At 57.9% G+C, this 22,938-nt stretch carries 18 protein-coding genes; 11 read left to right on the forward strand and 7 right to left on the reverse strand.

Features of this window, described 5'->3' with window-relative positions:
* Positions 1–59: 59 nt before the first annotated feature.
* The 6 genes from D4A92_RS22800 to traA form a co-directional block, all read right to left on the reverse strand.
* A complete protein-coding gene (locus D4A92_RS22800) occupies positions 60–281 on the reverse strand; it encodes a hypothetical protein (protein ID WP_203020121.1) in 222 nt (73 codons plus the stop codon).
* Between the two features lie 1,177 nt (positions 282–1,458).
* Complete coding sequence (locus tag D4A92_RS22805) at positions 1,459–1,677, reverse strand: hypothetical protein (protein ID WP_203020123.1); 219 nt, start codon at positions 1,675–1,677, stop codon at positions 1,459–1,461.
* Positions 1,678–2,032: 355 nt separating this feature from the next.
* Positions 2,033–2,278, reverse strand: coding sequence for a hypothetical protein (locus D4A92_RS22810; protein ID WP_203020125.1), 246 nt, complete (start codon positions 2,276–2,278; stop codon positions 2,033–2,035).
* A gap of 167 nt (positions 2,279–2,445) precedes the next feature.
* Positions 2,446–3,459, reverse strand: coding sequence for a conjugal transfer protein TraB (locus D4A92_RS22815; protein ID WP_348649898.1), 1,014 nt, complete (start codon positions 3,457–3,459; stop codon positions 2,446–2,448).
* A gap of 250 nt (positions 3,460–3,709) precedes the next feature.
* Positions 3,710–4,273 (reverse strand): conjugative transfer signal peptidase TraF, encoded by a 564-nt coding sequence (gene traF / locus D4A92_RS22820; protein WP_203020129.1) that lies wholly within the window; start codon positions 4,271–4,273, stop codon positions 3,710–3,712.
* Positions 4,270–7,674, reverse strand: coding sequence for a Ti-type conjugative transfer relaxase TraA (gene traA / locus D4A92_RS22825; RefSeq protein ID WP_203020911.1), 3,405 nt, complete (start codon positions 7,672–7,674; stop codon positions 4,270–4,272). Before traA ends, traF begins: the two co-directional genes overlap by 4 nt.
* 247 nt (positions 7,675–7,921) lie before the next feature.
* Between traA and D4A92_RS22830 the strand changes: the two genes are divergently transcribed.
* From D4A92_RS22830 to D4A92_RS22870, 9 genes are all read left to right on the forward strand, one after another.
* A complete protein-coding gene (locus D4A92_RS22830) occupies positions 7,922–8,248 on the forward strand; it encodes a TraC family protein (RefSeq protein WP_203020914.1) in 327 nt (108 codons plus the stop codon).
* A gap of 4 nt (positions 8,249–8,252) precedes the next feature.
* Entirely contained in the window at positions 8,253–8,468 is a 216-nt protein-coding gene (traD, locus tag D4A92_RS22835; RefSeq protein ID WP_203020131.1) for a conjugal transfer protein TraD, read from the forward strand.
* Positions 8,455–10,392 (forward strand): Ti-type conjugative transfer system protein TraG, encoded by a 1,938-nt coding sequence (gene traG, locus D4A92_RS22840; protein ID WP_203020133.1) that lies wholly within the window; start codon positions 8,455–8,457, stop codon positions 10,390–10,392. The genes traD and traG overlap by 14 nt, the downstream gene beginning before the upstream one ends.
* A 309-nt stretch (positions 10,393–10,701) precedes the next feature.
* On the forward strand, positions 10,702–11,061 hold the full coding sequence (locus D4A92_RS22845) for a WGR domain-containing protein (RefSeq protein WP_203020135.1): 360 nt from the start codon (positions 10,702–10,704) through the stop codon (positions 11,059–11,061).
* Positions 11,062–11,679: 618 nt separating this feature from the next.
* Positions 11,680–13,929 (forward strand): UDP-forming cellulose synthase catalytic subunit, encoded by a 2,250-nt coding sequence (gene bcsA / locus D4A92_RS22850; protein WP_203020137.1) that lies wholly within the window; start codon positions 11,680–11,682, stop codon positions 13,927–13,929.
* A 79-nt stretch (positions 13,930–14,008) separates the two neighbouring features.
* Positions 14,009–16,213 (forward strand): cellulose biosynthesis cyclic di-GMP-binding regulatory protein BcsB, encoded by a 2,205-nt coding sequence (locus tag D4A92_RS22855; protein ID WP_203020140.1) that lies wholly within the window; start codon positions 14,009–14,011, stop codon positions 16,211–16,213.
* Positions 16,210–18,258 (forward strand): tetratricopeptide repeat protein, encoded by a 2,049-nt coding sequence (locus D4A92_RS22860; protein WP_203020142.1) that lies wholly within the window; start codon positions 16,210–16,212, stop codon positions 18,256–18,258. The genes D4A92_RS22855 and D4A92_RS22860 overlap by 4 nt, the downstream gene beginning before the upstream one ends.
* Entirely contained in the window at positions 18,255–19,034 is a 780-nt protein-coding gene (gene bcsN / locus D4A92_RS22865) for a cellulose biosynthesis protein BcsN (RefSeq protein WP_203020144.1), read from the forward strand. The genes D4A92_RS22860 and bcsN overlap by 4 nt, the downstream gene beginning before the upstream one ends.
* A gap of 1,392 nt (positions 19,035–20,426) precedes the next feature.
* Positions 20,427–21,164 carry a hypothetical protein gene (locus D4A92_RS22870; protein WP_203020146.1) on the forward strand — a complete coding sequence of 246 codons (738 nt, stop codon included), beginning with the start codon at positions 20,427–20,429 and terminating at the stop codon, positions 21,162–21,164.
* A 59-nt stretch (positions 21,165–21,223) separates the two neighbouring features.
* On the opposite strand, the gene D4A92_RS22875 is transcribed toward D4A92_RS22870, so the two are convergent.
* Positions 21,224–21,535 (reverse strand): DUF736 domain-containing protein, encoded by a 312-nt coding sequence (locus D4A92_RS22875; protein WP_203020148.1) that lies wholly within the window; start codon positions 21,533–21,535, stop codon positions 21,224–21,226.
* Positions 21,536–22,034: 499 nt separating this feature from the next.
* Between D4A92_RS22875 and D4A92_RS22880 the strand changes: the two genes are divergently transcribed.
* Both D4A92_RS22880 and D4A92_RS22885 read left to right on the forward strand, forming a co-directional pair.
* Positions 22,035–22,208 (forward strand): hypothetical protein, encoded by a 174-nt coding sequence (locus tag D4A92_RS22880; RefSeq protein WP_203020150.1) that lies wholly within the window; start codon positions 22,035–22,037, stop codon positions 22,206–22,208.
* Positions 22,209–22,546: 338 nt separating this feature from the next.
* On the forward strand, positions 22,547–22,798 hold the full coding sequence (locus tag D4A92_RS22885) for a hypothetical protein (RefSeq protein WP_203020152.1): 252 nt from the start codon (positions 22,547–22,549) through the stop codon (positions 22,796–22,798).
* The last annotated feature ends 140 nt before the right edge of the window (positions 22,799–22,938 follow it).

Raw genomic sequence — 22,938 nt, forward strand, 5'->3', positions numbered from 1 at the left:
GACCACTGCCTAGCCTTGATGGGACTGCCGAGGCTGCCGGGTTCCAATGAACCGTGTCGTTACCATTTGTGGCTCGGGGTTACCGCTGGCTGCGAGACGGGACGTGACCATGCGACTGCAAAAAGGCCGATCATCAGATTCAGTGGCCAGACGAGGCTAAAAGCGAGCCCAACCAGACGCCATATATCCCAATCTCCGCCGTCGCGCTCACCCTCGAAGTAACTCGCCATCAGAAAAATCGTGCAGACGAGGCAGTAGAGGAGGAGGGCGAGGTAGATCATGCGCAGGTCCCGAAGCTACGAAAACGCTAGTATTCGACGATTTTCGTTAAACATCGATAAACCTCCCTCAAGCTGATACGGCAACCGAAGCCGCTTTCAACTGAAGGGAGGATCCCGGATCCTCATTTCGATGTGCGTCTCATCCCCAAGCCTGTTGGTGGAAATGCCAGCTCATGCTCGAGTGATCGCGTCCCTATGTCTCCGAGGTAGGCCCGTAGGCCGACGACCCGGTCAATTGCAACTGTTCGTGGAATCGCTCGTGCTCTAAAAGATGGCGCATAGTGGCGCCCGGGCGAACCGGGTACAAGCTCCAGCCGTTCGTGCCATACCTGCATAGTCAGCCCCTAATGTCCCGATAAGAGACATTGTGGCCGACTTCATTCAGGTCGATGCAATCATGATCGCAGGTAACAGGGGCCTAGACAGAAGAGGTTTTGCCAATGATTGACCCGGCAGGACAATCTTCTGCTCAGCGACTGCACAGCCACAAGAACAACACCTAAGCCTCTGATAAAATTCAGTTATCCTGGGTAGGCGGCCACCTGAAATAGCCATCCGCTTCAAAGGGTTTAAGGGGGCTGAGCCCTGCCCGACGGTCATCACGACTTCGTGGTCATCGCTCACAATCCAAGATCTGGGGGCCGACATGGGTGTCTAAAACCTCTACCTTAGCGTTGGGCTGGTCGAAATTGATTCATGGAAGTGTGAAAAGTACGGATCATGTTGCGTCCTACCCTAAGATTGAAGGCTCTGCTGGCCACGATGATCTTGTCGGCATTCATCTGGTGGCTGCTCTTGCGGAGCGTTGGCCTCATCTGAACATAGCGTTTTCAAAGGTTGGGAAACGCAGCTTCGGGCATGCAATGGAGTAGGGAAGTCAGAAACTGCCCAGTGCTGAAGACCGGACCATCCTCGGAGCGGATCGATGGCGGGCGCTAAGCCCAGCGCTTTGCATCCTGTCCGAGGTGCAAAACTCATGCATGCTGTATTCAGATTTGCGGGGAATGAGAACCGTTCGAACCTTCATATCATGAATGATCTGAAGCAAGCTTCTTGCCCAGTGCCTCGTAGCGAGGCGATGCGGGAACGGTTGCTTTCATCACGCAGCGTGCAGCTTACGCCGCCGCGACCGATGCGGTCGATACCTGTCCGACTGAGTTAAACGTCTTGACCTGGTTTAAACCTTCAGTCCCATGAGAGGTTTCGAAGACCAGATAGCAGCCGCTGCTACGGCGCAGGCTAAAACTGGCCAGATAACGCACATCCCCAAGCCGAGCACGCGGCTCTCATCCCAATGCCCACCAGCGCGCTCGCCTTCCATGTAAGTTTCAGTCACAAAGGCTGCTGCAATGGCAACATAGACAGCGAGACTTAGCACGACATAGAAATCGCTCATTTCAAGGACCTCTTCTATCGAAGCATACATGGTGAATGAAAGGTAAGGATGCCGCGTTCTACGAGGGGATCTGGCCTCCCGCAATACGCGAATTCTTGTAGATCAATGCTCGACCCAAGAAGAAAGATGATCGAGCGAAAACGCAGAGCCGTCGATTGATGGTAGGCTCCTGACCCTCCAGGCAAGGATGGGATCGATCTCATCAACCCCTCGTCAATCTCCACGAACGAGCTGGAAGAAAGGTGCAGGGCTCCGTTTGCTGCAGTACACCAGCGCGTTCACCGGAAGCCGGTTCGTCTCGATGCATCGGGCCATCCTTGCAAAAGCAGAGGAAGACAGGGACGGCGTCCACCTATCAGTAATCGCTGTCTCTCGTCGCCGGCACCAACTTGAACACCATCAAAATGAGCGCCCCCATGATCAAAATGGCAGCGAAACCGACAGTAGACCAGATCGCCGCCGCGACACCCAAACGCCTCGGTTGAGCGGGCCAGGATGCGTTGTCGTTGAGAGGGAGCCTTTGCATATTCGTCTGGATGACATCCAGAAGGGCATCATCCGACAACCCATCCGTCTGAGTAACGGCTTTCTGTGTGTTCAAGCGCTTGTCCAAAGAGACCCCATTCATGCTCACTATCCGTGCATCTCAGAATGATAAATTAACAACGATTAACAAAGAATGCGCAATTTTACATAAATCCGGCCTGCTGCGCAAATGTGAGAGTTTACCATTGACCTTGCGTGAGCCAGGCTTTTGCTCGCCCCCGATCAGCTATTGAAGGCGATGACGAGCGGGATGGAAAAAAGCCTTGCCCAGGCAGCCGCACTGGCTCGCTGAACCGCAACAATCTTGGCTCCTGTCGTCCACCATCCATTCCCGATCGCCACAAGAAGATCGGGATCAAAAATCATGGAATGCAGGACAGGCCAGAGTAGAAGCTGTTCGTAGCAGATCAATGGCGCAACCGTCACCCCATCAAACTGGACCACGGGGTTTTCAAATAACCGTGCCGGCGTGCCGCCTGATTGACCCGTCCATGCATACCAGGGTCGCCACATGGAAACCGGGACCGGCATGCGTTGGCGATAGATGACCCGGCTCCCATACTTGTCGACCGCCAGAATGACATTGTCGTACCCATCAGCGGTGATCACGGTTGCGCCCGCGATCACCGTGATCGCCCGGAATTCCAGGACTTTCGTCCAGTACCGTTCGCGCAACGGGGTCCAGAGCCCCAGGGCACTTTCAGGCAGGATAATGATCGATTTATCCCGACCAGCGGCCTCTACAACTTTCACCACGAGCTCACGCTGATGACGAAGCGACGGATCACGGCCAAGGCTCTTGCCCATATGAAGCTCGACGCCTTTCCAAGCTTTGGGCGAGCCTGTTGGCCCGGCTGTTGGCAAGGCAAGGGGCATCGTTTCAGATGAAGCGGGGACCAAGATTTCGGTCGAAGCTTCAAGCGACACCATGTCGATCTCGCTGGACAAGCTCGCAGTGCTCGACCACAGCCAGCATGCAGCCAACACAAGTCCTGCCATCCACCAGAGCCGTGTGACAAGGCAACAGGCGAGCATCACCGTTGCAGCAAGCCCCCACCAGCCCCATCCGGGAAAAATGATCCCGGCTGCTGTCAATGGATGGGCAAAGCCTGTGATCCCAAGCGGAGGGAAACCCGTGAGAGCCGTGATCAGGCCATAAGATAGGGCGCGTCTTAGATCCGCAGCCTGCCTCCAAAGCAGGATATGCACAAGGACAAAGGAGAAGGCGGCGGCCATCCAGAGGCCAAGACCCGAGAGGATATCGGCTTTAAAATATTCGGCCACACTCAGCGGCAAATCGCGGGACGCGACCAGAAAGTAAGAGGAAGAGACGAGTGCTGCCGCCAACCGGGTTTTTGCCCATGACCAGAAGAGCGGAAAGAAAAGGGCAAGCGGCAGTGAGATAGCATCACCACTCCAGGCGAAGACTGCAATCGCTCCCGCAAGGCTGCTGAGGCCGAGAGCATGGCTCGCGGAAATCCAGACCTTACGGCGCATAGGTCCAGACCTCCTGCGCAAGCCCCAGGATCCCGATTTCCGGCACCGGCCCGAAGTAGCGTGAATCCCAGGATCCGGGATAGGGCGAAAACAGGTAGACCATACCGGGTGGCACGATGCCGCCAGTGTCGTGGAGAAGCGGCCGTCCCTTGGCGTCATTTTTCAGGAGATGCGAGGCCTCGATCCTGACACCATCCACCAGGAGATGATCCGAAAGCGCCACGCGATGCCCGGCAAGCGCCACAACTCTTTTGATGAGCGGTGCATTGCCCCCGGAACACAGGCCAGCGCGAAGGTATCCCCGCTCGCGTGCCACTTGCATGGCAGTGCGATTGGGCAAGCAGACAAAGACGCGCTGGCCGATCGTGACGGGCGACTTCAGTGGCACAATCCTCCACAGGCCAAGGGCTGCACTCGGCGTTAGATTGAGGCGCAGCCCGCCAACCAGACCCAAAAGCGCAATGACTGTAAGGGCGACCATTGCAGCCGACAGAGCCTGGCCTGCAAAGCGTCGTTGTCGGACGATCCTGTCACGTTCCGCAATCGCCCTCATTTCAGGGAAAGCCCCTTGCTTTGTGTCTTGCGCAGCCCCTCCACCTGCCGCTGCCCCTTTGTCAGGCGCTCAGCGGCGGAAAGCTGCTGGCTCGTGCGCATAGCCATCCATGCAGCTTGCACTTCCCTTTTCTGCGCCGGGCTCATGTCAGCAGTCAGTTTTTGAAACACCTCGCCATCAGGGTTTTTGGCTGCCAGTACCAACAAAGTCCGCTCGCCAAAGCGTGTGGCTACCGCCTCCGCAAAGCGTTCAAGCTCACTGCGGACCTTGCCGTCAATTTCGGGAGCGTCGAGACCTCCGGAAGATTGTTGTCGATCTAGTCGAACTTCAAGGCGTGACAGGGTCTCCATGGCGGCCGGAGAAAGGCCCGGAATTTCAAGCGATGCACGCTGTCGGATCGCATGCTCATCCAGCATAAAGCCGATCTCAGCCTCGGCACGGGCCCTCAGATAGCGGTTAAGGTTTCTGGCAAGTGCGGATGCGTTGGCGAGCGCCAGCTCGCGGTCCCGCTTTTGACGGGCGTTGGCAAGGAAGCCCGGCCGGCCCTTGAGCTCTCCGAAACTCTCCGGCGCCTTGGCAACCCTATCAAGCGTCAAGCGCGCGGCTTCCGTATCTTTCATCATGGCGTCGACTTGCAGCGCCCTGAATGCAGTTTCAGGATCACGGTAGACTTTGTTGAACCGCGCCAGAACCTCCTGCCATTGCCGCTTCAAGACAGGATCGACCGCGAGCTTTTCTTCGACAGCCTGGCCGATCGATTTTGCAAATGTCGTCATGCCTGACACCATCGGTCCGATTGGATCAGACGGTGTCTGGACTGGTGCAATGACCAGCTGCTTTTGGCGAAGCCTGCCTGCAATCGCGATGAGGCGTGAGCCAAGCTCCGTCAGCCTTTCTTTTTGCCTGCAGGTCCATTCCAGGCGAGCGCGAACCAGCATGTGAGCAACGTTAATGATATGCAGGCCACGCGCCTCGGCAAAGCGAAGTGCTACGCGGTAGAAGTTGTTTTCCTCATAGTCGAGTGTCGTTTCCTTGGTGTTCTTGCGCGACAGAACTCGCCCAAGGCCACCTGCCTTGCTGAAGGATCTTATCCCGTAATAGACATGAAGCTCTTGCCGGTGTCGGGTCATCGCCACATAGGTGAGATGCCGATCAAGCGACAGCGAGGCGAGTACCTTGACCCGCTCAACCGTTGCCCCTTGGCTCTTGTGGATCGTGGTCGCATAGCCGTGGTCGAGATTGCGGTAGAGACGCTCATCAATCCTGACGAGCCGACGATCTTCACCAGCGCCGATCTCTGCTGTCACGAAACCAGGTCCAGCCGTAACGACCTTGGCCAGTAGTCCGTTCTTGACGCCGAGCGAAGCATCATTCTTCAAAAAGACGATTTGGTCGCCAGCGGCAAAGAGACGAATGCCCTCTTCGGTCTTGAAGCTATGACCCGGTTCAACAAAACCGCGCTCGACCAGCCTTTGCCGAGCAAGCTGGTTGAGCAGTCTGACATCACGACGAAGATGAGCAAGGATCAGACCCGAACAGCCCGGATCATAGTCCCGCTCCCAGTCGGCAATCAGGCGTCTGACGGCCTCTGCCTTGGTCTCAGATCCCATGACGCGCCCGTGTTTGACGTAAGATGAAACCGCGTTTTCAACGTGGCCATGGGCAAGATCGAGTGACGCCTCTCGCATCCAGGGTTCATACTGGCGATAGATGGTTTCAAGTTCGGCATAACCGATCCGGTCGGCGATTGCGCGAAACGCAGCTCCCGCCTCGATTGGCTGCAGCTGCTCAGGGTCGCCGATCAGGACGAGCTTTGCCCCGCGCAGTGTCGCCTGCTCCAAAAGCAAGGCCATCTGCTTGGAAGACACCATGCCGGCTTCATCCAGCACCATGATCGTCTTTTCATCGAGGAGGTTCCGGCCCCTATCCCAGCGCAATTCCCACGACGACAAGGTCCGCGAGGCGATACCCGCCTCCTTCTCGAGACCTTCGGCTGCCTTGCCCGCCAATGCCGCTCCCACGACCTGATAGCCCGCTGCTTCCCAAACCTCACGGGCTGCCTTCATCATCGTTGTCTTGCCAGCGCCAGCACGCCCGATCACAAGGGCAATGCGTGACGCAGCCGTTACATGGCTGATCGCGGCCTTCTGCTCATCTGACAGCCTGGGGAAATGTGAGAGGGCTTTCTCAAGACGTGCCCGGCCGACATCAAACGCGGACTTTTCTGACAACCAGTTCGCCCGGCTGGCCATCCGGGCTTCGAGCCGGATCATTTGGCGTGTGGTCACGCGCGCCGGCCGCCTCATGCCGGAGGTAAAATCGATCCGCTCCTGGTCGAGCCGCAAAATGTCGGGATGCTGTATGATCCGCGTCATCAGGCCCTGAAATCGTGCGGCGTCATCGACATAGCGATGAAGGATCTTGGCGATGTCACGCTCGTCGAAGACGCTCTTTTCACGGGTGACGAGATCAAGAACAATACGAGGGTTCTCCTCGATCCTACGCAGATTGTGTGCTCGGACCTCCTCTTGCAAGGCGATGCGCTCAAGCTCCCGTCGATGCGCTGGCACGCCTGGCGCTTTGAAGGGAGCACTGAGCGGCGCATGCGCTGACGTGGGCACAGGCAAACCAGTTGGTAGAGCGACCGTTTCTCGCGCCTGAACTTCCTTCGACTTCCGGTCGACAGCCGTGGCGCCAACCCCGATGTGAAGTGTCGGCTGAAGCTCGATGCCTTGCTTCTTGAAGGAGCGGCCATCGACATAGAGGTCGAGCCCGGCCAGCATCAAATGCCGGTTCAAACAGGAAAACCAACCATCACGCAGGGCATTGAAGTCCTCAGTGCCTCCAGCCCAAACCTCATAGACAATTTTACCGGCATCGTTCCTCAGCGGTCCTCCATCCGGTAGCAAAACAGGAAGTTTCTTCGCACCGAAGCCACCCTCGGTCAAAGGACGCAAAGTGGTCATCAGATGCACATGCGGATTGCCCGGCACATCGTGATAGACCCAATCGGCGACCATGCCCTTCGAGGTGATCAACGCTTCGACGAATTCGCGCATCAGCTGAATGTTCTCAGCCGTCGACAGCTCGACCGGGAGCGCAATTGTCACATCCTTGGCAAGCTGTGCATCGCCGCGTTTTTCAAAGATCTCGACATGGTTCCAAAAAGCCTCCGATGCCCCGGCAACCGAGCGATCGCCGATCATTTTGCAAAGCCAATCCGGCGCATCGGCAGGGATTACGAATTCCTCGTGCCTGAGGCCCCGCTTTCGGGTGTAGTCGATCCGTCGAGCTTCCCGCTCGAAGTCCATCCGGGCGCAATGCCGATAGGCAGCCGACATCACAGCACTGCGGCCAGAACTACGCCCGACAATGCTGACGGAAAAATGTGGAACTGCCATCAGCGACCCTTTCTTCTCCATAGAAATCAATAGCTTCGCCGTAAATGAAACCGAGGCTGGGGTTTTGAGGATCAACGTCGCGTCAGCGACGTATAATTGCGCCCTTCGGATCCGCTCTCGTCGAGCGGTGGGATCATTGGCCAGATGCCGGTTTTGGGCGAGATACAAATTTGTACCTCGCCCAGTGCGAGAAATTCCGTGAACCTGTCTTTGCGTGATCATCGACACCACGAGGAGAAGACATCCGATGAAAAAGACGACGGCCAAAATCAAGGAAGACCTGGCACGTTTGCAGGAGCAGTTGAGACAGGCAGAAACACGAGACGCCGAGCGGATCGGACGCATCGCCTTGAAGGCAGGGCTCGGCGAGATCGTCTTCGACGATGGCGAACTGCAGACAGCCTTCGAAGAACTGGCAGAAAGCTTTCGGAGCACAAGCCAAGAGCCCCAGCGATTGGGATCGCCCCAGCAAGGGGCAGGGGCCCAGAACAAGGCTAGAGGAGGGGATCGCGAGGCAAGGGCCCCCGCGTTACTCGGTGCTTTCCCGGCTCAAAGCCCAGATATCGAGGATTGAGCGGATGCAAAGGCTAAAGACAGTTGAAGCGAGAAAGCGCGATACCCGCGACAAGATCGAACTCGGCGGCCTGATCGTTAAAGCAGGCTTACGCTATGAAAAACGCGCATTGCTGCTTGGTCTGTTGATCGACGGGGCAACCAGGATGGAAGCCAGTGTCGACGAGAAAGCCCGGCTGCTGGCGATCGGGGTCAAGGCCTTTGGTCATGACCCCGACTAGAATTTTCATCGCTACAGCCGCCGCGGCAATGATCGGTCTTTGCGCGCTTATCCTGCCTTTGGCCATCTCTCCATGGCATCTATCATTGGGTGGAAGCGACAGAACACGCATCATCCTGGAACACTCAAGCGCAATCCTGCCCTATGCGGCAGCGGCTGCATCCGGCCTTGTCATTCTTTTTGCAGCAAGAGGGACACTCAGCATCAAGGCAACAGGCTGGGGTGTCGCAGCAGGTGCGATCCTGGTGCTGCTCTTCGACGTGTTGGCGAAGAGCTTTCGTCATTTCTCATCGAGTGGAGCCGAAGCCTTCGACGCCTCTGGCGTCTCCCAGCTTGATGTGGCAACTTCGATCGGTCCCGTTCTCCTGGCTTTATGTGCAGCCTTTGCGATGCGTGTTGCAATCAGGGGAAACGCTGCATTTCCGCGACGTGAGCCAAAACGCATCCGCGGCAGACGGGCCCTTCATGGAGATGCCGACTGGATGAGCCTGGCCAAGGCTTCCAAGCTCTTCGGTGAGAGCGGTGGCATCGTGATCGGTGAGTGCTACCGGGTCGACCATGACAGCACAGCAAGCCTTGCGTTTCGCACTGACAATGAGGCGACCTGGGGGGCAGGGGGCAAGTCCAAGCTCTTGTGTTTCGATGCCTCCTTTGGCTCAACGCATGGGATCGCCTTTGCCGGGTCTGGCGGTTTCAAGACGACGTCGGTGACGATACCGACGGCGATCAAATGGAAGGGTACGCTCGTCGTTCTCGACCCCTCCAACGAGGTCGCTCCCATGGTCGAAGAGCACCGCAAGAGATACGATCGTGATGTCTTTGTTCTCAATCCCAAGGATCCGACTATCGGTTTCAATGCACTCGACTGGATCGGCCGTCATGGTGCCAGCAAGGAGGAAGATATTGCAGCCGTCGCCTCTTGGATCATGAGCGACAGCAGCCGTGCAAGCGGCCACCGCGACGACTTCTTCCGTGCCTCTGCATTACAGCTTCTGACGGCCGTGATCGCAGATGTCTGCCTGTCTGGGCATACGGAGAAAAGAAACCAGAACTTACGCACCGTCAGGGCAAACCTGTCGGAGCCCGAGCCGAAACTGAAAGCAAGACTCGAGCGGATTCACGAAACCTCGCAGTCTGACTTCGTCAAGGAGAATGTCGCCGCCTTCGTCAACATGACGCCTGAGACCTTTTCCGGCGTCTATGCCAATGCGATCAAGGAGACCCATTGGCTGAGCTATCCCAACTATGCCGCACTCGTTTCCGGATCGACATTTACCACCGATGCCCTCGCCAAGGGAAAGACCGATATCTTCATCGCCCTTGACCTCAAGACCCTGGAAATGCATGCGGGGCTGGCCAGGGTCATGATCGGCACGTTCTTGAATGCAATTTATAGTCAAGACGGGGCAATGCCGGGACGCGCTCTGTTTCTCCTCGATGAGGTCGCGCGCCTCGGCTTCATGCGTATCCTTGAAACCGCGCGTGATGCCGGCCGCAAATATGGCATCAGCCTCATTCTGCTCTACCAATCCATCGGGCAGATGCGCGAGAGCTTCGGTGGCCGCGATGCTGCCAGCAAATGGTTTGAAAGTGCAAGCTGGATCAGTTTTTCGGCCATCAATGACCCGGAGACGGCCGAATACATCTCCAGGCGTTGCGGCATGACGACCGTCGAGATCGACAAAATCAGCCGCAGTTTTCAGGCGAAAGGCACATCGAGAACCCGTTCGACGCAATTGGCAAGCCGACCATTGATCCTGCCGCATGAAGTTCTTCAGATGCGCGCTGACGAGCAGATCGTCTTTACCAGCGGCAATCCGCCTTTGCGCTGCGGCCGGGCTTTGTGGTTTCGCCGCTTTGAAATGGGTGCTTGTCTCGATCAGAGCCGCTTTGGCCAAGCGCGCGAACACCAAAATATCCGGTGAAATCCGGATCACCAGTGATGCGCTGTCTTCGTGTCTTGATACCGTCCGGACAAATGGCCTGCTACTGCTTTCGCGCCCTTGTCGGCCATACGCTGTCCCGCGAATGCAAGATGCGGTGATCTCACCTGAACGACCGCACCTTCAAACCGTCGGAGAGGGGCCCTTTGTTTCATCCAGAAAGCCCGCCTCCTGTCCTCATTTAAGACCCCTGATGACCACAGGCGATAGATCAAGAACATGAATCGGTCGCCACCAACCGATTCATAACTCTCGTTGGACGCATCTCTCAAATTTCCCGATGCTGCCGCCATGATCACGCAGCCCTACCAACTATATATCGAACGGACGGACGCCTCGAGGAACATGGCGCGCTACTATGCCATGGAGATATCGACAAACCTGTTTGGCGATATCTGCCTGACCAGAGCCTGGGGCAGGATTGGCAAGGGCGGACAAAGGAGGATCCACTCCTTCGAACGGGAGGACGAGGCAGTCGGCCTGTTTCTGGAACTTCTCAGACAAAAAAAGGCGAGGGGATATCGGCCAATCCCGCGGCGTGGGCGAGACGCGACCGACACATCAATGAAATCTGAGGATCAACCACAAGCTTTCGACAAAGCCTCAACCTCACGCACCAAGCAGGCGAGGGGGCTCAAGGCCGTCTTTTGAGCCGTGCATTGTATTTATGTCATCCACGCCCTGTCCTAATGACGTCAGATCCGGGGCCGGCAATGGAAATGGAAATGGAAATGCTGCGCTCGTAAAGATCAGATCATTGTCGATATCAGTCGGGTCTATAAGGTCAGGTCTGTTGAGCCCCCGATGGACGACCAAGATATCGAAGGGCTTGGTGCCCTTGCTTTTGTCCGCCCTTTTCCTAAAGGCCCGTTGAGCGGGCAACCTTGGGCTTAACGGGTAAGAGAGTTTACCAGGGATCAGCTGTTTTGCCGGGGAAGCGGAGACTTTCTGTTTCAACTTGACCCAGGAATGTTGTGGGCTGTCCCAGAAACTCCTTATTTTCAGGAAGTGTAAACCATATCGATTAGAACAGGTTTAGGAGTTTGAATATTCGTTTATGCCGAATTTCCGAAATTGAACCACAGAAAACGCCATACTTCTCAATGCCTTAACGAGGAACACCAATTCTGGATGGCCTCCATCCAAGCGGGTTTCGGCCCTCGAAGTCTTAGCAATTTGCTAAGAAATCACCCCTAATTTCCGGCCATTCCTTTTTTGGGGATCACCGCAGATGACGCTGCGGCTGGGTGAAACATGGGGGTTCTGCACATGATGTGCGCTGCGTTGCCTGCAATCATTGCGGGCCTTTTTGGTGTGTTTCTGCTGTGGCTGCCGATCAGCCTCCAGGCGCAACTGGTGCTCAGCCTGGCCATCCTGGCCCTGATGCTCCTGTTCATGATGCGTCCGCAGAACAAGACATTCCGCGTGATGACTTTCGTGTTCTCGGCCGTGCTCGCCCTGCGCTATGCGTTCTGGCGCACGACGGAGACGCTTCCCGACATCAACGAGCCCTGGAACTTCATCCCGGGCATCATTCTCTATGCAGCGGAAATGTATTGCCTGGTCATGCTGGCAATCAATTTCTTCATCGTCGCCGATCCGCTACAGCGCAAGCCGGCGGCGCAACTGGCTGATGAAGACAAGCCGACTGTCGACGTTTTCGTTCCGTCCTACAACGAGTCGGCCGACCTGCTCGCACTGACGCTGGCCGCTGCCAAATCGATGGACTACCCAGCCGACAAGCTGACGGTTTATCTCCTCGATGATGGCGGCACCGATGCCAAATGTCGCCAATCAGATCCTCGTGCAGCCCTTGCTGCCCGTCGACGTCGTGAGGAATTGCAGGCACTGTCGGCAGCGCTTGGGGTCCGCTATCACGCCCGCGCTGAAAACAGCCATGCCAAGGCCGGCAATCTGAACGCAGGTCTCGCGATCTCGACCAGCGAGCTTGTCGTCGTCTTCGATGCCGACCACGCGCCTGTCCGCGAATTTCTCAACGAGACGGTGGGCCACTTCAGAAACGACGAGAAGCTCTTCCTCGTCCAGACCCCCCACTACTTCCTCAATCCGGACCCGGTGGAGAAGAACCTCCAGACCTTCGGCAAGATGCCGTCGGAGAACGAGATGTTCTATTCGGTCGTGCAGCGCGGCCTCGACAAGTGGAATGCCTCGTTCTTCTGCGGTTCCGCTGCCGTTCTGCGACGCAAGGCATTAAAGGAAACCGGCGGCTTTTCCGGCCAGTCGATCACCGAAGACTGCGAAAGCGCGCTCGCGCTCCACTGCCGCGGCTGGCACAGCCTTTACGTCGACAAGCCGCTGATCGCCGGCCTGCAGCCCGAAACGCTCGTCTCCTTCATTGGTCAGCGCGTTCGCTGGGCCCAGGGCATGCTGCAGATCCTGACGCTGAACCGCCCCTTCCTTCAGCGCGGTCTCTCGGCGGCGCAGCGCATCTGCTACGCCGGCACGAACCTCTTCTGGCTCTTTCCCCTGACGCGGTTGACCTTCATGTTCTCGCCGTTGCTCTACATCTTCTTTTCGCTGCAGATCTTCGAGGCCAACATCACCGAATTCATCTGCTACTCGGTGACCTATCTCATCTCATCCTTCGCCATGCAGAGCTACCTCTTCGGTCGCGTCCGCTGGCCCTGGGTCTCCGAGCTCTATGAATATGTGCAGTCGGTGATGCTTTTCGGCGCGATCCTGAGCGTCGTGAAGAACCCGCGCAAGCCGACCTTCAACGTCACGTCGAAGGGACAGACACTGGATGAGAGCAAGCTGTCGCCGCTGGCGCGCCCATACTTCGTGATATTCTTCCTGCTCTTTGCCGCCACCTGCTATGCGATCTGGCGTTACACGACGGAAGCAATGCCCTCCGAACTGCTCCTGATCGTCGCCGGCTGGAACATCATCAACATGGGCATTGCGGGTGCTGCCCTCGGCTCCGTCTCGGAACGGCGCGAACGTCGGCGCAACCAGCGCCTCAGCGTTCGGCGTCATGCGATCCTGCATTCCGGCGGCACAAGCCACGCGGTCATCATCGCGGATGTCTCGAGCGGTGGTCTTGCTCTGCAGTTCATCGACGGACATCCGGTGAGCGGGCTGGAGACGGGTGAAGAGGCCACAATCGAGATCCGCCGCCACGGCCGCGGAATGCGCGTACCCCTTGTTTGCCGCAGCATGCTGCGCCGGCAGGACGAGACGAGCTTCGGCTTTGCCTTTGCCGAGCGCACACCCGAAACCTTCATCGCGATTGCCGAGATGATGTATTGCGAACAGCAGCCGCTTCAGGAGCGCTGGAACCGTGTTCAGAAACACAAGGGCTTCTTCACCGGCACCTTTCGATTTGCCCTCTGGACGATCATCGAAACGCTGCGCGGCTTCACCTACGCCTTGCGTCTGGTTCGCGAAACGACGGAAATCTCGCATCCCGACGCGCCGCTGATCATCAACACATCGAGCAGCGTTTCGGAGCCGGGCGCAACCTATCCGGCAGCCGTAAAAGGGCCGGCCTATGCATAACCTTGAAGTTCGGCGCCGGCTCTCAGCAGCAGCGATCCTCATTTGTCTGTCGGCAAACGCCTCTCATGCGGGTGATTTCGTGCCCGCAGACCTTGGTGCGGCAAGTGTCCAGAGCGCGGGTCAGGCCGTGTCGGACTTCCCCCGCCAGATGGTCGCCTTCCGCCAGACGGCAGCCGCCATGCGCCTGGAAGGCGAAGACGCAGCAAGAGAACTCAGCTTCTATCTCTCAGCGGAGCAGGTCGCGACATCAGGCCTGTTGAGACTGAGCTATACCAATGCGGTCTCGGTCATGCCTGATGACGCCGTGCTCGACATCGAGTTGAACGGCAAGCCTCTCGCGGCCTTACCCATCCGCTCGCCCAATGGTCCGGCGACCCATGACATTCCGGTCGCCGCCAAGGATCTGACGGTCGGCTGGAATCAGGTCCGGCTGCGTGCAAAACAGCACCACCGCATCGACTGCAGCGTTCAAGCGACCTATGAATTGTGGACGCAGGTCGATCCGCTTGTCAGCGGCTTCCTGACCAACGCACGCCCGAAGGACGGCGACCTCGCAGGCCTTCTGTCCGTCGGGCGAAATGGCGATGGCGCCACGGAAATCCGCGTGATTGCCGGAAACGATGCTCCCCAGACGACATTGAGAGACAGCCTGCCCCTCGTGCAGACCCTGGCACTTGTGCTCGGTCGTGAGGACTTGGATATCACCGTCGGCGACGTCGGAGGCAGCGGACCGGGCATCGACCTCTATCTCGGTGACCCCGCAGACGCGAACTTACCGCAACCCGCCCGCGACGCCCTTGCCGCCGCACCGCGTGGCCTTTTCGTTCGGCAGGGCGAACACGGCCGCCAGATCGTCACCATGCGTGGTTCGAACAAGAGTGAGCTTCAGTCGCTCCTGGTTGCCGCCGTCAACGGCCCCCTGCTTCCGTTGATCCGCGCAAACAAGTTCGCCATAACGAAGGCGCGGATCGATGGCGAGAGCCCGGGCTCACACCCGCTGACGAGCATCGGCTATCAGACGACACCTTTCGCCGGCCGTCTCTTCCAGACGAGCTTCGATGTCGTCATGCCCGCCGATTTCTATCCTGGCGACTATGCCACGGTTGATCTTAATCTGAATGCGGCCACTGCGCCCGGCCTGGCACCCGGAACGCAGTTGCTGGTCCGAGTCAATGAACGCGCCGTGGCAAGCCTCGTGCTCTACGATCCCGAGGGCACGACGCTTGAGAACAAGCCGCTGGAACTTCCGCTCCGCGCCTTCCATCCCGGCGTGAACCATGTTCGTGTTCTGGCCGAAGTGCCGCTCGCCTCCGATCTCGTCTGTGATCCGGCCGCCCGCGACGAAGCGCGATCTCGCTTCCTGCTGCTCGAAGAGACCACGGTGACGATACCGCCACTGGCGCGCGCCGGTCGTCTTCCCGACCTTGCGGCCTTTGCTGGAACGTCCTTCCCCTTCAAGGGCCCGACTGCCTTCGATCTCTATGTCGATACGGCGACACCCGCACGGCTGGGCTCGGCGCTAACCCTTCTCACCCGGCTCGCCATGTCGGCGGGGCATCCCCTGCCAGCCGAGCTCAAGATCGGCCGTCCAGACCCGCGCAAGACGACGAATGCCCTGATTGTCGGCGCCGGTGGCGAGCCGCTGGAGCTTGCCGCTCTTGCCGGTCAAAAGGGAGATCGACTGCAGCCGTCTTCGACCGATGATCTGATCACAGCTTCGGTAAAGGCGGGCGGTCAATTGTCGGACTCCCAGGCGCTGCTCGATGCTTTCCAGGTCGAAACGCGGCTTGAGCGCGATCAGCTGTCACTGAAGAGCCGAGCCTCTGACTGGGTGGCAACGGCCTCGACAACCGTCAACCGCTGGCTGGCCTACAAGGATATCGGACGCGAAGACGTCAAGATCGATCCGCGCGATCGCCTGATCAGTGTAAGGCAGGTGGCATCCGCTGAAGGCGCTGCCGTCTGGACCTATGTCAATGCGGCGGATGAAACCATGCTTCAGCAGGGCGTCGCAGCCCTGACCAAGCCGGCAACCTGGACGGCCCTCGAAGGAGGCGAAGCCGTGATCCGCCGTTCGGACCTCGAACTCGTGAACCGCTATCCCGAAAGCTACAGCTTCTTTCCGATCACCGACACGAGCCCGGCCAATCTCAGACGCCTTGCGGCTGCATGGCTCTCCGACAACTTCATCATCTATATCGGTCTTGTTCTCGCACTGATGGGCGGCTTCGGCTGGTGGGTTGGTTATGTCGTGCCGCGCAAGGGCGTGAGGACAGTCGAATGAAGAAGACAATCAAGACAAGACTCTCGGCCGGCACCATCCTCGCCACGCTGTTCGTTGCACTGCCCGCCGGCGCGACCTCGCTTCTAGCACCTGAAGCGGCCGCCATCATGGCGCATCCATCGGACAGCGCGAAAGCCGTTGAAGCTGACACGCGCAAAGTGCCGGTGCCCGACACGGTCGATCTTGCCGCACTCTATTACTATGCCCGCAATGGCGAGGCAGAGCGCGTCGAAGCCGAGACCCGCCGCCTGGAGCTGAAATATCCCGGCTTCATGCCCCCGGCCGACCTCTATGCCCCCGATGCCGGCGACCATGTCGATGAGACGACGCTCTGGCAACTTTACGAGCGCGATGACTATGCCAGTATCGAGCAGGAAATCAGCCGGATCGCCGCAAGCCATGTGGGCTGGGAACCGTCAGAGGATTTCCTCAGCAAGCTCGAGCGGCGCAAGCTGAGATTTGCCATGACGCAGGCCAAGGAAGCGAAGGACTTTGTGGCCGTCATTCGTCTTGGTGCAAAGCTCGACCCTGCGCAGGAAACCGAGATCGACCTGCTCTGGATGATGCTTGACGCTTACCGGGCAAATGAGATGCAGGAGGCACTGACGGCGGTCTATCGCAGCATCCTTTTCCGGACGCCGGAGAAGGCGTTTTCCGATGAACTGGTGCTGACCACCCTGCAAAAGGCGATGGAGGACATTCCGGCAGCCGATCTGCGCGAGGCGATCCGTGTGCTCTCTGCGGATCCCGAACTCGCTCTCTCGATGCGATCGCTCAACCTTGATCTCATGCGCCGCGAAATGGGAGATTTCGCGTCCGGCGTTGCGGGCGCACCTCAACCAGGCCCCGAGGCGATTGCCGCCGTCAGGACGGTTGCCGAGAGCGGTCAAGCGCCCGAAGACCTCGCCCTCATGGGCTGGTACATGCTGAAAATCGAGCAGCCGGACCAGGCAGCAAACTTCTTCCAGCGCATGCTGCAGAACAAGGCGACGCCGGAAGCCGTCCGCGGCATGGCGCTCAGTTTTTCCCACCAATCGAAGGACAAGGAGGCCTATGCGTTTGTCACGGAGCACCTCGACATGCTTGCCGGGCAGGACGCCTTCCTCCTCGATCAGCTATCCTTCCCTTTCAAGGGCGAGGGCAAGACTGACATCGATGAACGTGTCGTGACCCGCTATTCGGAAGCGATCCAGAAGACGGAATCGTCCGATCACGCCCGCCTCATCGGCTGGTATGCCTATAACTCGCGCCAGTTCGAGCCGGCGCGTGCCTGGTTTGCGAAGGCCTTCGAATGGAAGGCCGAGGCAGACAGCCTGAAGGGCCTGGCCCTCACCTTGACGAGACTGGGCGAAAAGAAAACCCTTGCCAACCTGCGGGAACAGCATGGCGACGCCTATCAAACGGTTTTCGCCGAGCTGAAATCAGCAGCGGAACCGCGCGAGCGGGCCGGGAAATCGGTCTCCGCACCTGCAGGCGTTCAAGCCGGCTATCTCTCGCGGCTTCAGAAGAAGGACTATGGTGGCTGTGTTGCCGAGTTGCGGCGGCTTGAAGCCAGGACAGCCTTGCGGCCGGATGCACAGGTGGCCAAGGGCTGGTGTCTTCTGGGTCTTAACCATCTGGCAGAGGCGCGCCAGGCCTTTACAGCTGGCCTGTCAGGCGGTGGCGGCAAGGCGGATGATGCCGCCTATGGACTTGGCCTCACGCTTTTGCGCGCCAATCTGACCGACGACGCAGAGGCTCTCTTGATGCAGCACAGCCTGACGCCACTCCGCGACCGGGAACTGCGCGCCGAGCTTCTTTGGCAGCGGGCGCGCGCCGCCTTCGATCGCAAGCAATACCGCGTCACGCTCGAAGCGCTGAACACCCGCCTGCAGATCATGCCGGAGGCGGTGGGGATCAGCCAGATGCGCGCCTGGAGCCATTACCACCTCGGCAATCTGGCCCAGTCGCGTGCGATCTTCGCCCAGCTCAATCAGGTCATGGCAGACCCGGCAAACAGCAGGGGCATCGCCGCCATCAACGAACGCATGGGCATCAACCGATGAACACACGTATCCTTGTGATCCTGACACTGCTTGCGCTGCACGGCTGCACGACCGTCGAGGATCCCTTCCTTGAGGGCATGACCGGCAGCATCCCCGTGTCTTCGGAAAACCGCGAACTTCCGGTTCATCTCGCATCCGCCTCGCTGGCCGGGGTCGGGGGCATGCCCATCGGTCTGCGCCAGACATCAACGGATGGTGCAGTGAGGGAAGTTCTGGTTTGGGCCAATACAACAACGATCCCAGGCGAAAACACGCTCACTATATCGACCTTCGTTGCCTCGGGGTCGAAGCGCCTGACCGCACCGGACCGCTCAGAAATCGGCCGAGCTCTGCGGCGTGAATTCCCAGGTGTGGCGATGAGCATAGATCCCGGCGTCCGACAGAACGCCTATGGCGCCTATGGCACGGCAACTGGTAAGCTTGGCGAGAAGGGCGGCTGTGTTTACGCTTGGCAGAGCGTTAGCCGCGATATTGAACTTGGCCGCGATAAGGCGGCGGAGGTTCACCTTCGCTACTGCCATGCCGCAATTGGTCCCGATAGGCTTGCAGATCTCTTGAGCGGACTGTCAATGAACAAGACTCGGTCCATCACGTCATTGCCATCTGCCGCTTATGGCTATGCGGATCCTGCCCCGGAAACGCAAGCGAATTCAGGCGTGACAAACCATGACACCCACATCGAAGAACCCGCAGAGCCGGTGCATGTTTCTGGGAAAAGCAGAAGAGATGAGCCGACAATGACCGGCACGGTGGCGCGCATTCCAATGCCCAATTGAGCGGTCGATGTTTTGATCCTTTAACTTGGACGGTCCGATGTGCCCATCACATTGACATGGAAAGAAACCTCCTCGGCGCTGAGGTCATTGACGGAACCGGAAACAACTCTGAGACAAACACTCTCAATCACCGTAGTCGGCGTGACCCAGACAACACGGCATGGTTGACCCAGGCTCAGGGAACAGTTGCTGGTGAGAAGCTTCTGGAGACATGCTGAGATGCTCGCGTCTATCAGCGCCTGTCGCGATTGCCAGTGCGCTTTGCCAGTTGAAAGCAGTTCGTATCGCCACATCCCACGCCAATTTTTGCCCAGCTTCAAGCGCCAGCCGTTTCTCAGTTGCAAAGCCAATCAGCTCAGCATCCCTCCTCAAGCAAGCGCAGGTTCATCCTGTCTTCCCTCATCGGCGGCCTTTCCGTCAGACTGTTTGCGGATATCGCGCCCTGTCAAAAGCACCGATACCCAAAGGTTAGCCAGATCCAGAGCGGCCATGTCTGCTGAGACTGTTGAGAAGGCGGCGTCTGTACGCAAGTATAGCATTCTTAGGACATGAACAAAGAACATTTACAGAGCTCAAAAGACTGTCGCTTTTTCCGCGTGAATGCCCTTAAAATATACATTGGGCGCGGCTCCCCATGACCGCGCGCGCCCGAAGGCGCTACCGTATCCTGAGGATGCGGTCGCCCGCCCCATGCCTTAAGCCGAGTTTAATCGATAGGCTGAGCACCTTACTTCCGGCCATTATGCTGTCAAAGCTCGGAGTCCAATCGCGGGGTAAGGGCCTGCATTGAAGCGCGCGGGGGTAAGCCTAGCCTCCAGCAGCCGAAATCCAAGATAAGGCTGGCGCAAACCGTCCTTGACCAAAGCGCCCAGCCCCTATCTTTGCTTTACATCATATGCAAATATTCAAGCGCGGCGCTGGCGATGGCAAGGGGAATGTAAGGGAGGCAAGTGGGCGGGTACGATGCTGGGGCTTGAGATCTCAAACCTCGTCGAAATTTTTAGCAAAGGCAAACGCCGGCTATCCTTCGACGTCATAGTCTATGGCCATCTGATCGCTACAATCAGTGCAAAATGCGAAGGCCACCGACTTCTATGGCATGAAGCGACTATTGAAGGCTTTGACGACTTCACGCCGAAAGATCGATACCTGATCGAAAACAAAGTCCATGGACAGGGATCGCCTAAAGCCCGAAAATATTCTCTGCACTAGCTGCCGAGGCGACGCTTTATGCCAGACAAATACTGATGGACTCGTTTGTTGCAATTAAGCGCTTGTTCAGACAGAGGCTGCAAGGCAGATCGAAACGTTGAGGGGTTGCTTTTTCAGCAAGAGATCTTCTTGCTGCCCCAGTGTTTCAAATTGACAGAACACGTCGGGAACAGGGCTTAAATGCTTCCAGAAATCAGGCTTGATGGTAACCTTGATGTGGCAGCACTCTCCCCAGTCTTCAGGGGAATGTTGCTCGCGTTGTCCTATGCTGAGACCCATGACGGCATTGGCTTGACACCCGCGGGCGCCATGAACCGCAAATTCGTGCATTGGGCCGCAGTCAGTTTCCAGTGGCCAGGCTTTAGCGAAGCAGATCTCTACAGTGTAAACAAGGTTTTGGACCAAAGTGACATGCCGCCTCTGTGGCCAGTGCGCGACCTGTTGCAACGCCTGAAATTTCTTCGCCTGGACAAGAAATGTCTGGTTCCAAGCAAACGCGGCCTTGAGTTCCTGGCTAATCCTCGACCGCAGTTCAATTCTATCGCTGCGCAGTATCTCTATTCTCACGTAGGCGAGGGCGAAGAGGCGAGGGAGGTGCGAGAGCGCATGCCTTTTTGGAAGCCACTTCTGGAACGGCTCGAAGTCGAGGCAGATCACGGCTGTTCACCAAACGGACTCCTGCGAGCTCTCAATCCCGATCTGGCCTCCCTTTCAGATGTGGAGATCTTTCTGAAAGCCTGGCCTTTGAAAATGGACCTGAAATACGGCTATCTGCGACGCCTTTGCTGGCTCGGGCTGCTATTTGAACAGCGGGAAGACCGCTATTCCATCCAGGACGGCGTCTACCACAAGACACCACTATGGTCGGCCTGCCTGACTTCTCAGCAAGGAAGCGATGCAGGTGTTGTGCTGCACTGACTTTACGATCGTATTGACTGGAAAGAGGCTCCGCCAATGGCGGAGCTTCATGATCTTCGTCAGTCCCTGGCCGCCCGCGACCAGATGAGCTGGTAGCCGTCCTCGCCCTCGACCTCAGTCAGCGTAGCATAGATCGGAGCAGGGAAGCTTGGATCGTCCAGCTTGACCGAAAGATAGTCGCGGTCCGTCTCGCTAGAGCGTTTCTGCCATGCTGCGCCGAGCTCAACGCTTCCAGCATAGACGCGAAACTGTGGGCCCTTGTCGGAGGGGTTCTCGACCCGAGCGAAGCGCGCCTTGACGTTAAGGGCAAGTGTGCGGATGGAGCCAGTAAAGCCGTTCTCGTTTGCAGTGAAGGTGCCGATGGTTGCCATTGTACTCATTCCTTCTTTTCGTATTCGGGCCACGCCCATCGCGGCCTCGATGGCTGTCACAAGGACCGGTGACGATCGGACCGCACCTGATTAAGGCCGCAATGCAATGGAGGGCGGCAAGGTGCAGATTTGTTGGAGGGCGAGGAGGGCCTTGAAGCCTGCCCCGCTCGTCTCGCCGAGTGGGCAAGCTTTCGCTCCGGGGCAAGAAATTTGCGACTGCCGTTGCGGCCAGACGATCGAGGCGCAGCCGATCTGCGGTCAGACATGCCTCATCGAGCCCGCAAAGGGCGGCCAGAGACCATCAAAGGGAAGGGATAAGGGCAGGGCCATTTCGTCACATTCTCGCAGACAAGCTGCAGGCACAACGGTTACGGGCTACTTGCAAGACCGCTCACGCTCGCGTCGCCTGGGGAAACAATCCTGAAGCAGCGCATTGCCCGCTTGCCCCCGGCACGCCTTGCGATAACGATGCTATGGCGAATCGCCGCCTGGAGGATCAATGCGTCAGCAGACAAAATCGTTCATCATTGAGCGCAAACCATCCCGCAAACCCAAACCCGATGCACAGAAGCCTTCAATCTGGGGCCGGCTGGACGCCGATATAGCAAAAGGTCTCAAAGACGAGCGGGAAGGCAATCGCACGGTCGCGAACGATGGTGACGATAAGTCCTGAGTGTCAACTGACCGTTTTCAGTCCAACCGCAGCCATCGAAACGCAAGGCCCTCTGTCGCGTTGGGCATGAGGCGGCGGCAACATTCTCGCCTGCTGGTCATCGCCCTCTGCTGATTTCCAACCGGACAATGTTCGGGCTGATAAGCGAAGCTGAGCGATCGGAAGTTTCGGCCAAGCGCACGGCGTGTGAAGACGCGCGCAGATGTCAGGTCGTGTTAGGCGCGATAAGCACAGCTGAACCGATAAGCGGAAAAGTCATAGTTCGACCTTATCCGCTAAGTGTAGGATTGGAAAGACTAAAGTGCTATCCTCAAGGGCTGACGACATGCGAGAGACGAATGACAGCGGAACAGATACCCGAATTTGTAGCCGAAATCTTGGCAACCGTTTGTCCGATCTATGCACTTGGTCGATCAACCTATGTCATCGCCGAATTTGTCTTGCCTGAAGAGTTGAGCGAAAGCGTCAGTGACGAAGTGAACGCGATCTGCGAGCGATATGGTGATCGAAGTCATCTGCAGCTCGAGATCGCCGCTTACCCCCGCAGTATCGACCAGGGCATTCAAAACCCCTCTGAAATCCTTCACTAGGATTTTAGGATTGCGTGCTTCTGACTCCGACGCAAGTTTCATCCGCACCGGAGGATACGGCAAATCACTCACTGGCCTCCTCGGCAGTGCCTTCCTGCATGAATGCACTGGCATCGTAGACCAGGCTTGGCGGCCGATGC

It is taken from the genome of Rhizobium rosettiformans (genome assembly GCF_016806065.1).
GTDB lineage: Bacteria > Pseudomonadota > Alphaproteobacteria > Rhizobiales > Rhizobiaceae > Allorhizobium.

Excerpts from the sequence above, each read along its gene's own strand:
- D4A92_RS22860 (WP_203020142.1), top strand. The coding sequence starts at position 16,210 with ATGAAGAAGACAATCAAGACAAGACTCTCGGCCGGCACCATCCTCGCC.
- D4A92_RS22800 (WP_203020121.1), bottom strand. The coding sequence starts at position 281 with ATGATCTACCTCGCCCTCCTCCTCTACTGCCTCGTCTGCACGATTTTT.
- traA (WP_203020911.1), bottom strand. The coding sequence starts at position 7,674 with ATGGCAGTTCCACATTTTTCCGTCAGCATTGTCGGGCGTAGTTCTGGC.
- D4A92_RS22875 (WP_203020148.1), bottom strand. The coding sequence starts at position 21,535 with ATGGCAACCATCGGCACCTTCACTGCAAACGAGAACGGCTTTACTGGC.
- bcsA (WP_203020137.1), top strand. The coding sequence starts at position 11,680 with ATGATGTGCGCTGCGTTGCCTGCAATCATTGCGGGCCTTTTTGGTGTG.
- bcsN (WP_203020144.1), top strand. The coding sequence starts at position 18,255 with ATGAACACACGTATCCTTGTGATCCTGACACTGCTTGCGCTGCACGGC.
- D4A92_RS22805 (WP_203020123.1), bottom strand. The coding sequence starts at position 1,677 with ATGAGCGATTTCTATGTCGTGCTAAGTCTCGCTGTCTATGTTGCCATT.
- traD (WP_203020131.1), top strand. The coding sequence starts at position 8,253 with ATGCAAAGGCTAAAGACAGTTGAAGCGAGAAAGCGCGATACCCGCGAC.
- D4A92_RS22845 (WP_203020135.1), top strand. The coding sequence starts at position 10,702 with ATGATCACGCAGCCCTACCAACTATATATCGAACGGACGGACGCCTCG.
- traF (WP_203020129.1), bottom strand. The coding sequence starts at position 4,273 with ATGAGGGCGATTGCGGAACGTGACAGGATCGTCCGACAACGACGCTTT.
- D4A92_RS22880 (WP_203020150.1), top strand. The coding sequence starts at position 22,035 with ATGCGTCAGCAGACAAAATCGTTCATCATTGAGCGCAAACCATCCCGC.
- traG (WP_203020133.1), top strand. The coding sequence starts at position 8,455 with ATGACCCCGACTAGAATTTTCATCGCTACAGCCGCCGCGGCAATGATC.
- D4A92_RS22830 (WP_203020914.1), top strand. The coding sequence starts at position 7,922 with ATGAAAAAGACGACGGCCAAAATCAAGGAAGACCTGGCACGTTTGCAG.
- D4A92_RS22885 (WP_203020152.1), top strand. The coding sequence starts at position 22,547 with ATGACAGCGGAACAGATACCCGAATTTGTAGCCGAAATCTTGGCAACC.
- D4A92_RS22870 (WP_203020146.1), top strand. The coding sequence starts at position 20,427 with ATGCTTCCAGAAATCAGGCTTGATGGTAACCTTGATGTGGCAGCACTC.
- D4A92_RS22815 (WP_348649898.1), bottom strand. The coding sequence starts at position 3,459 with ATGGCCGCCGCCTTCTCCTTTGTCCTTGTGCATATCCTGCTTTGGAGG.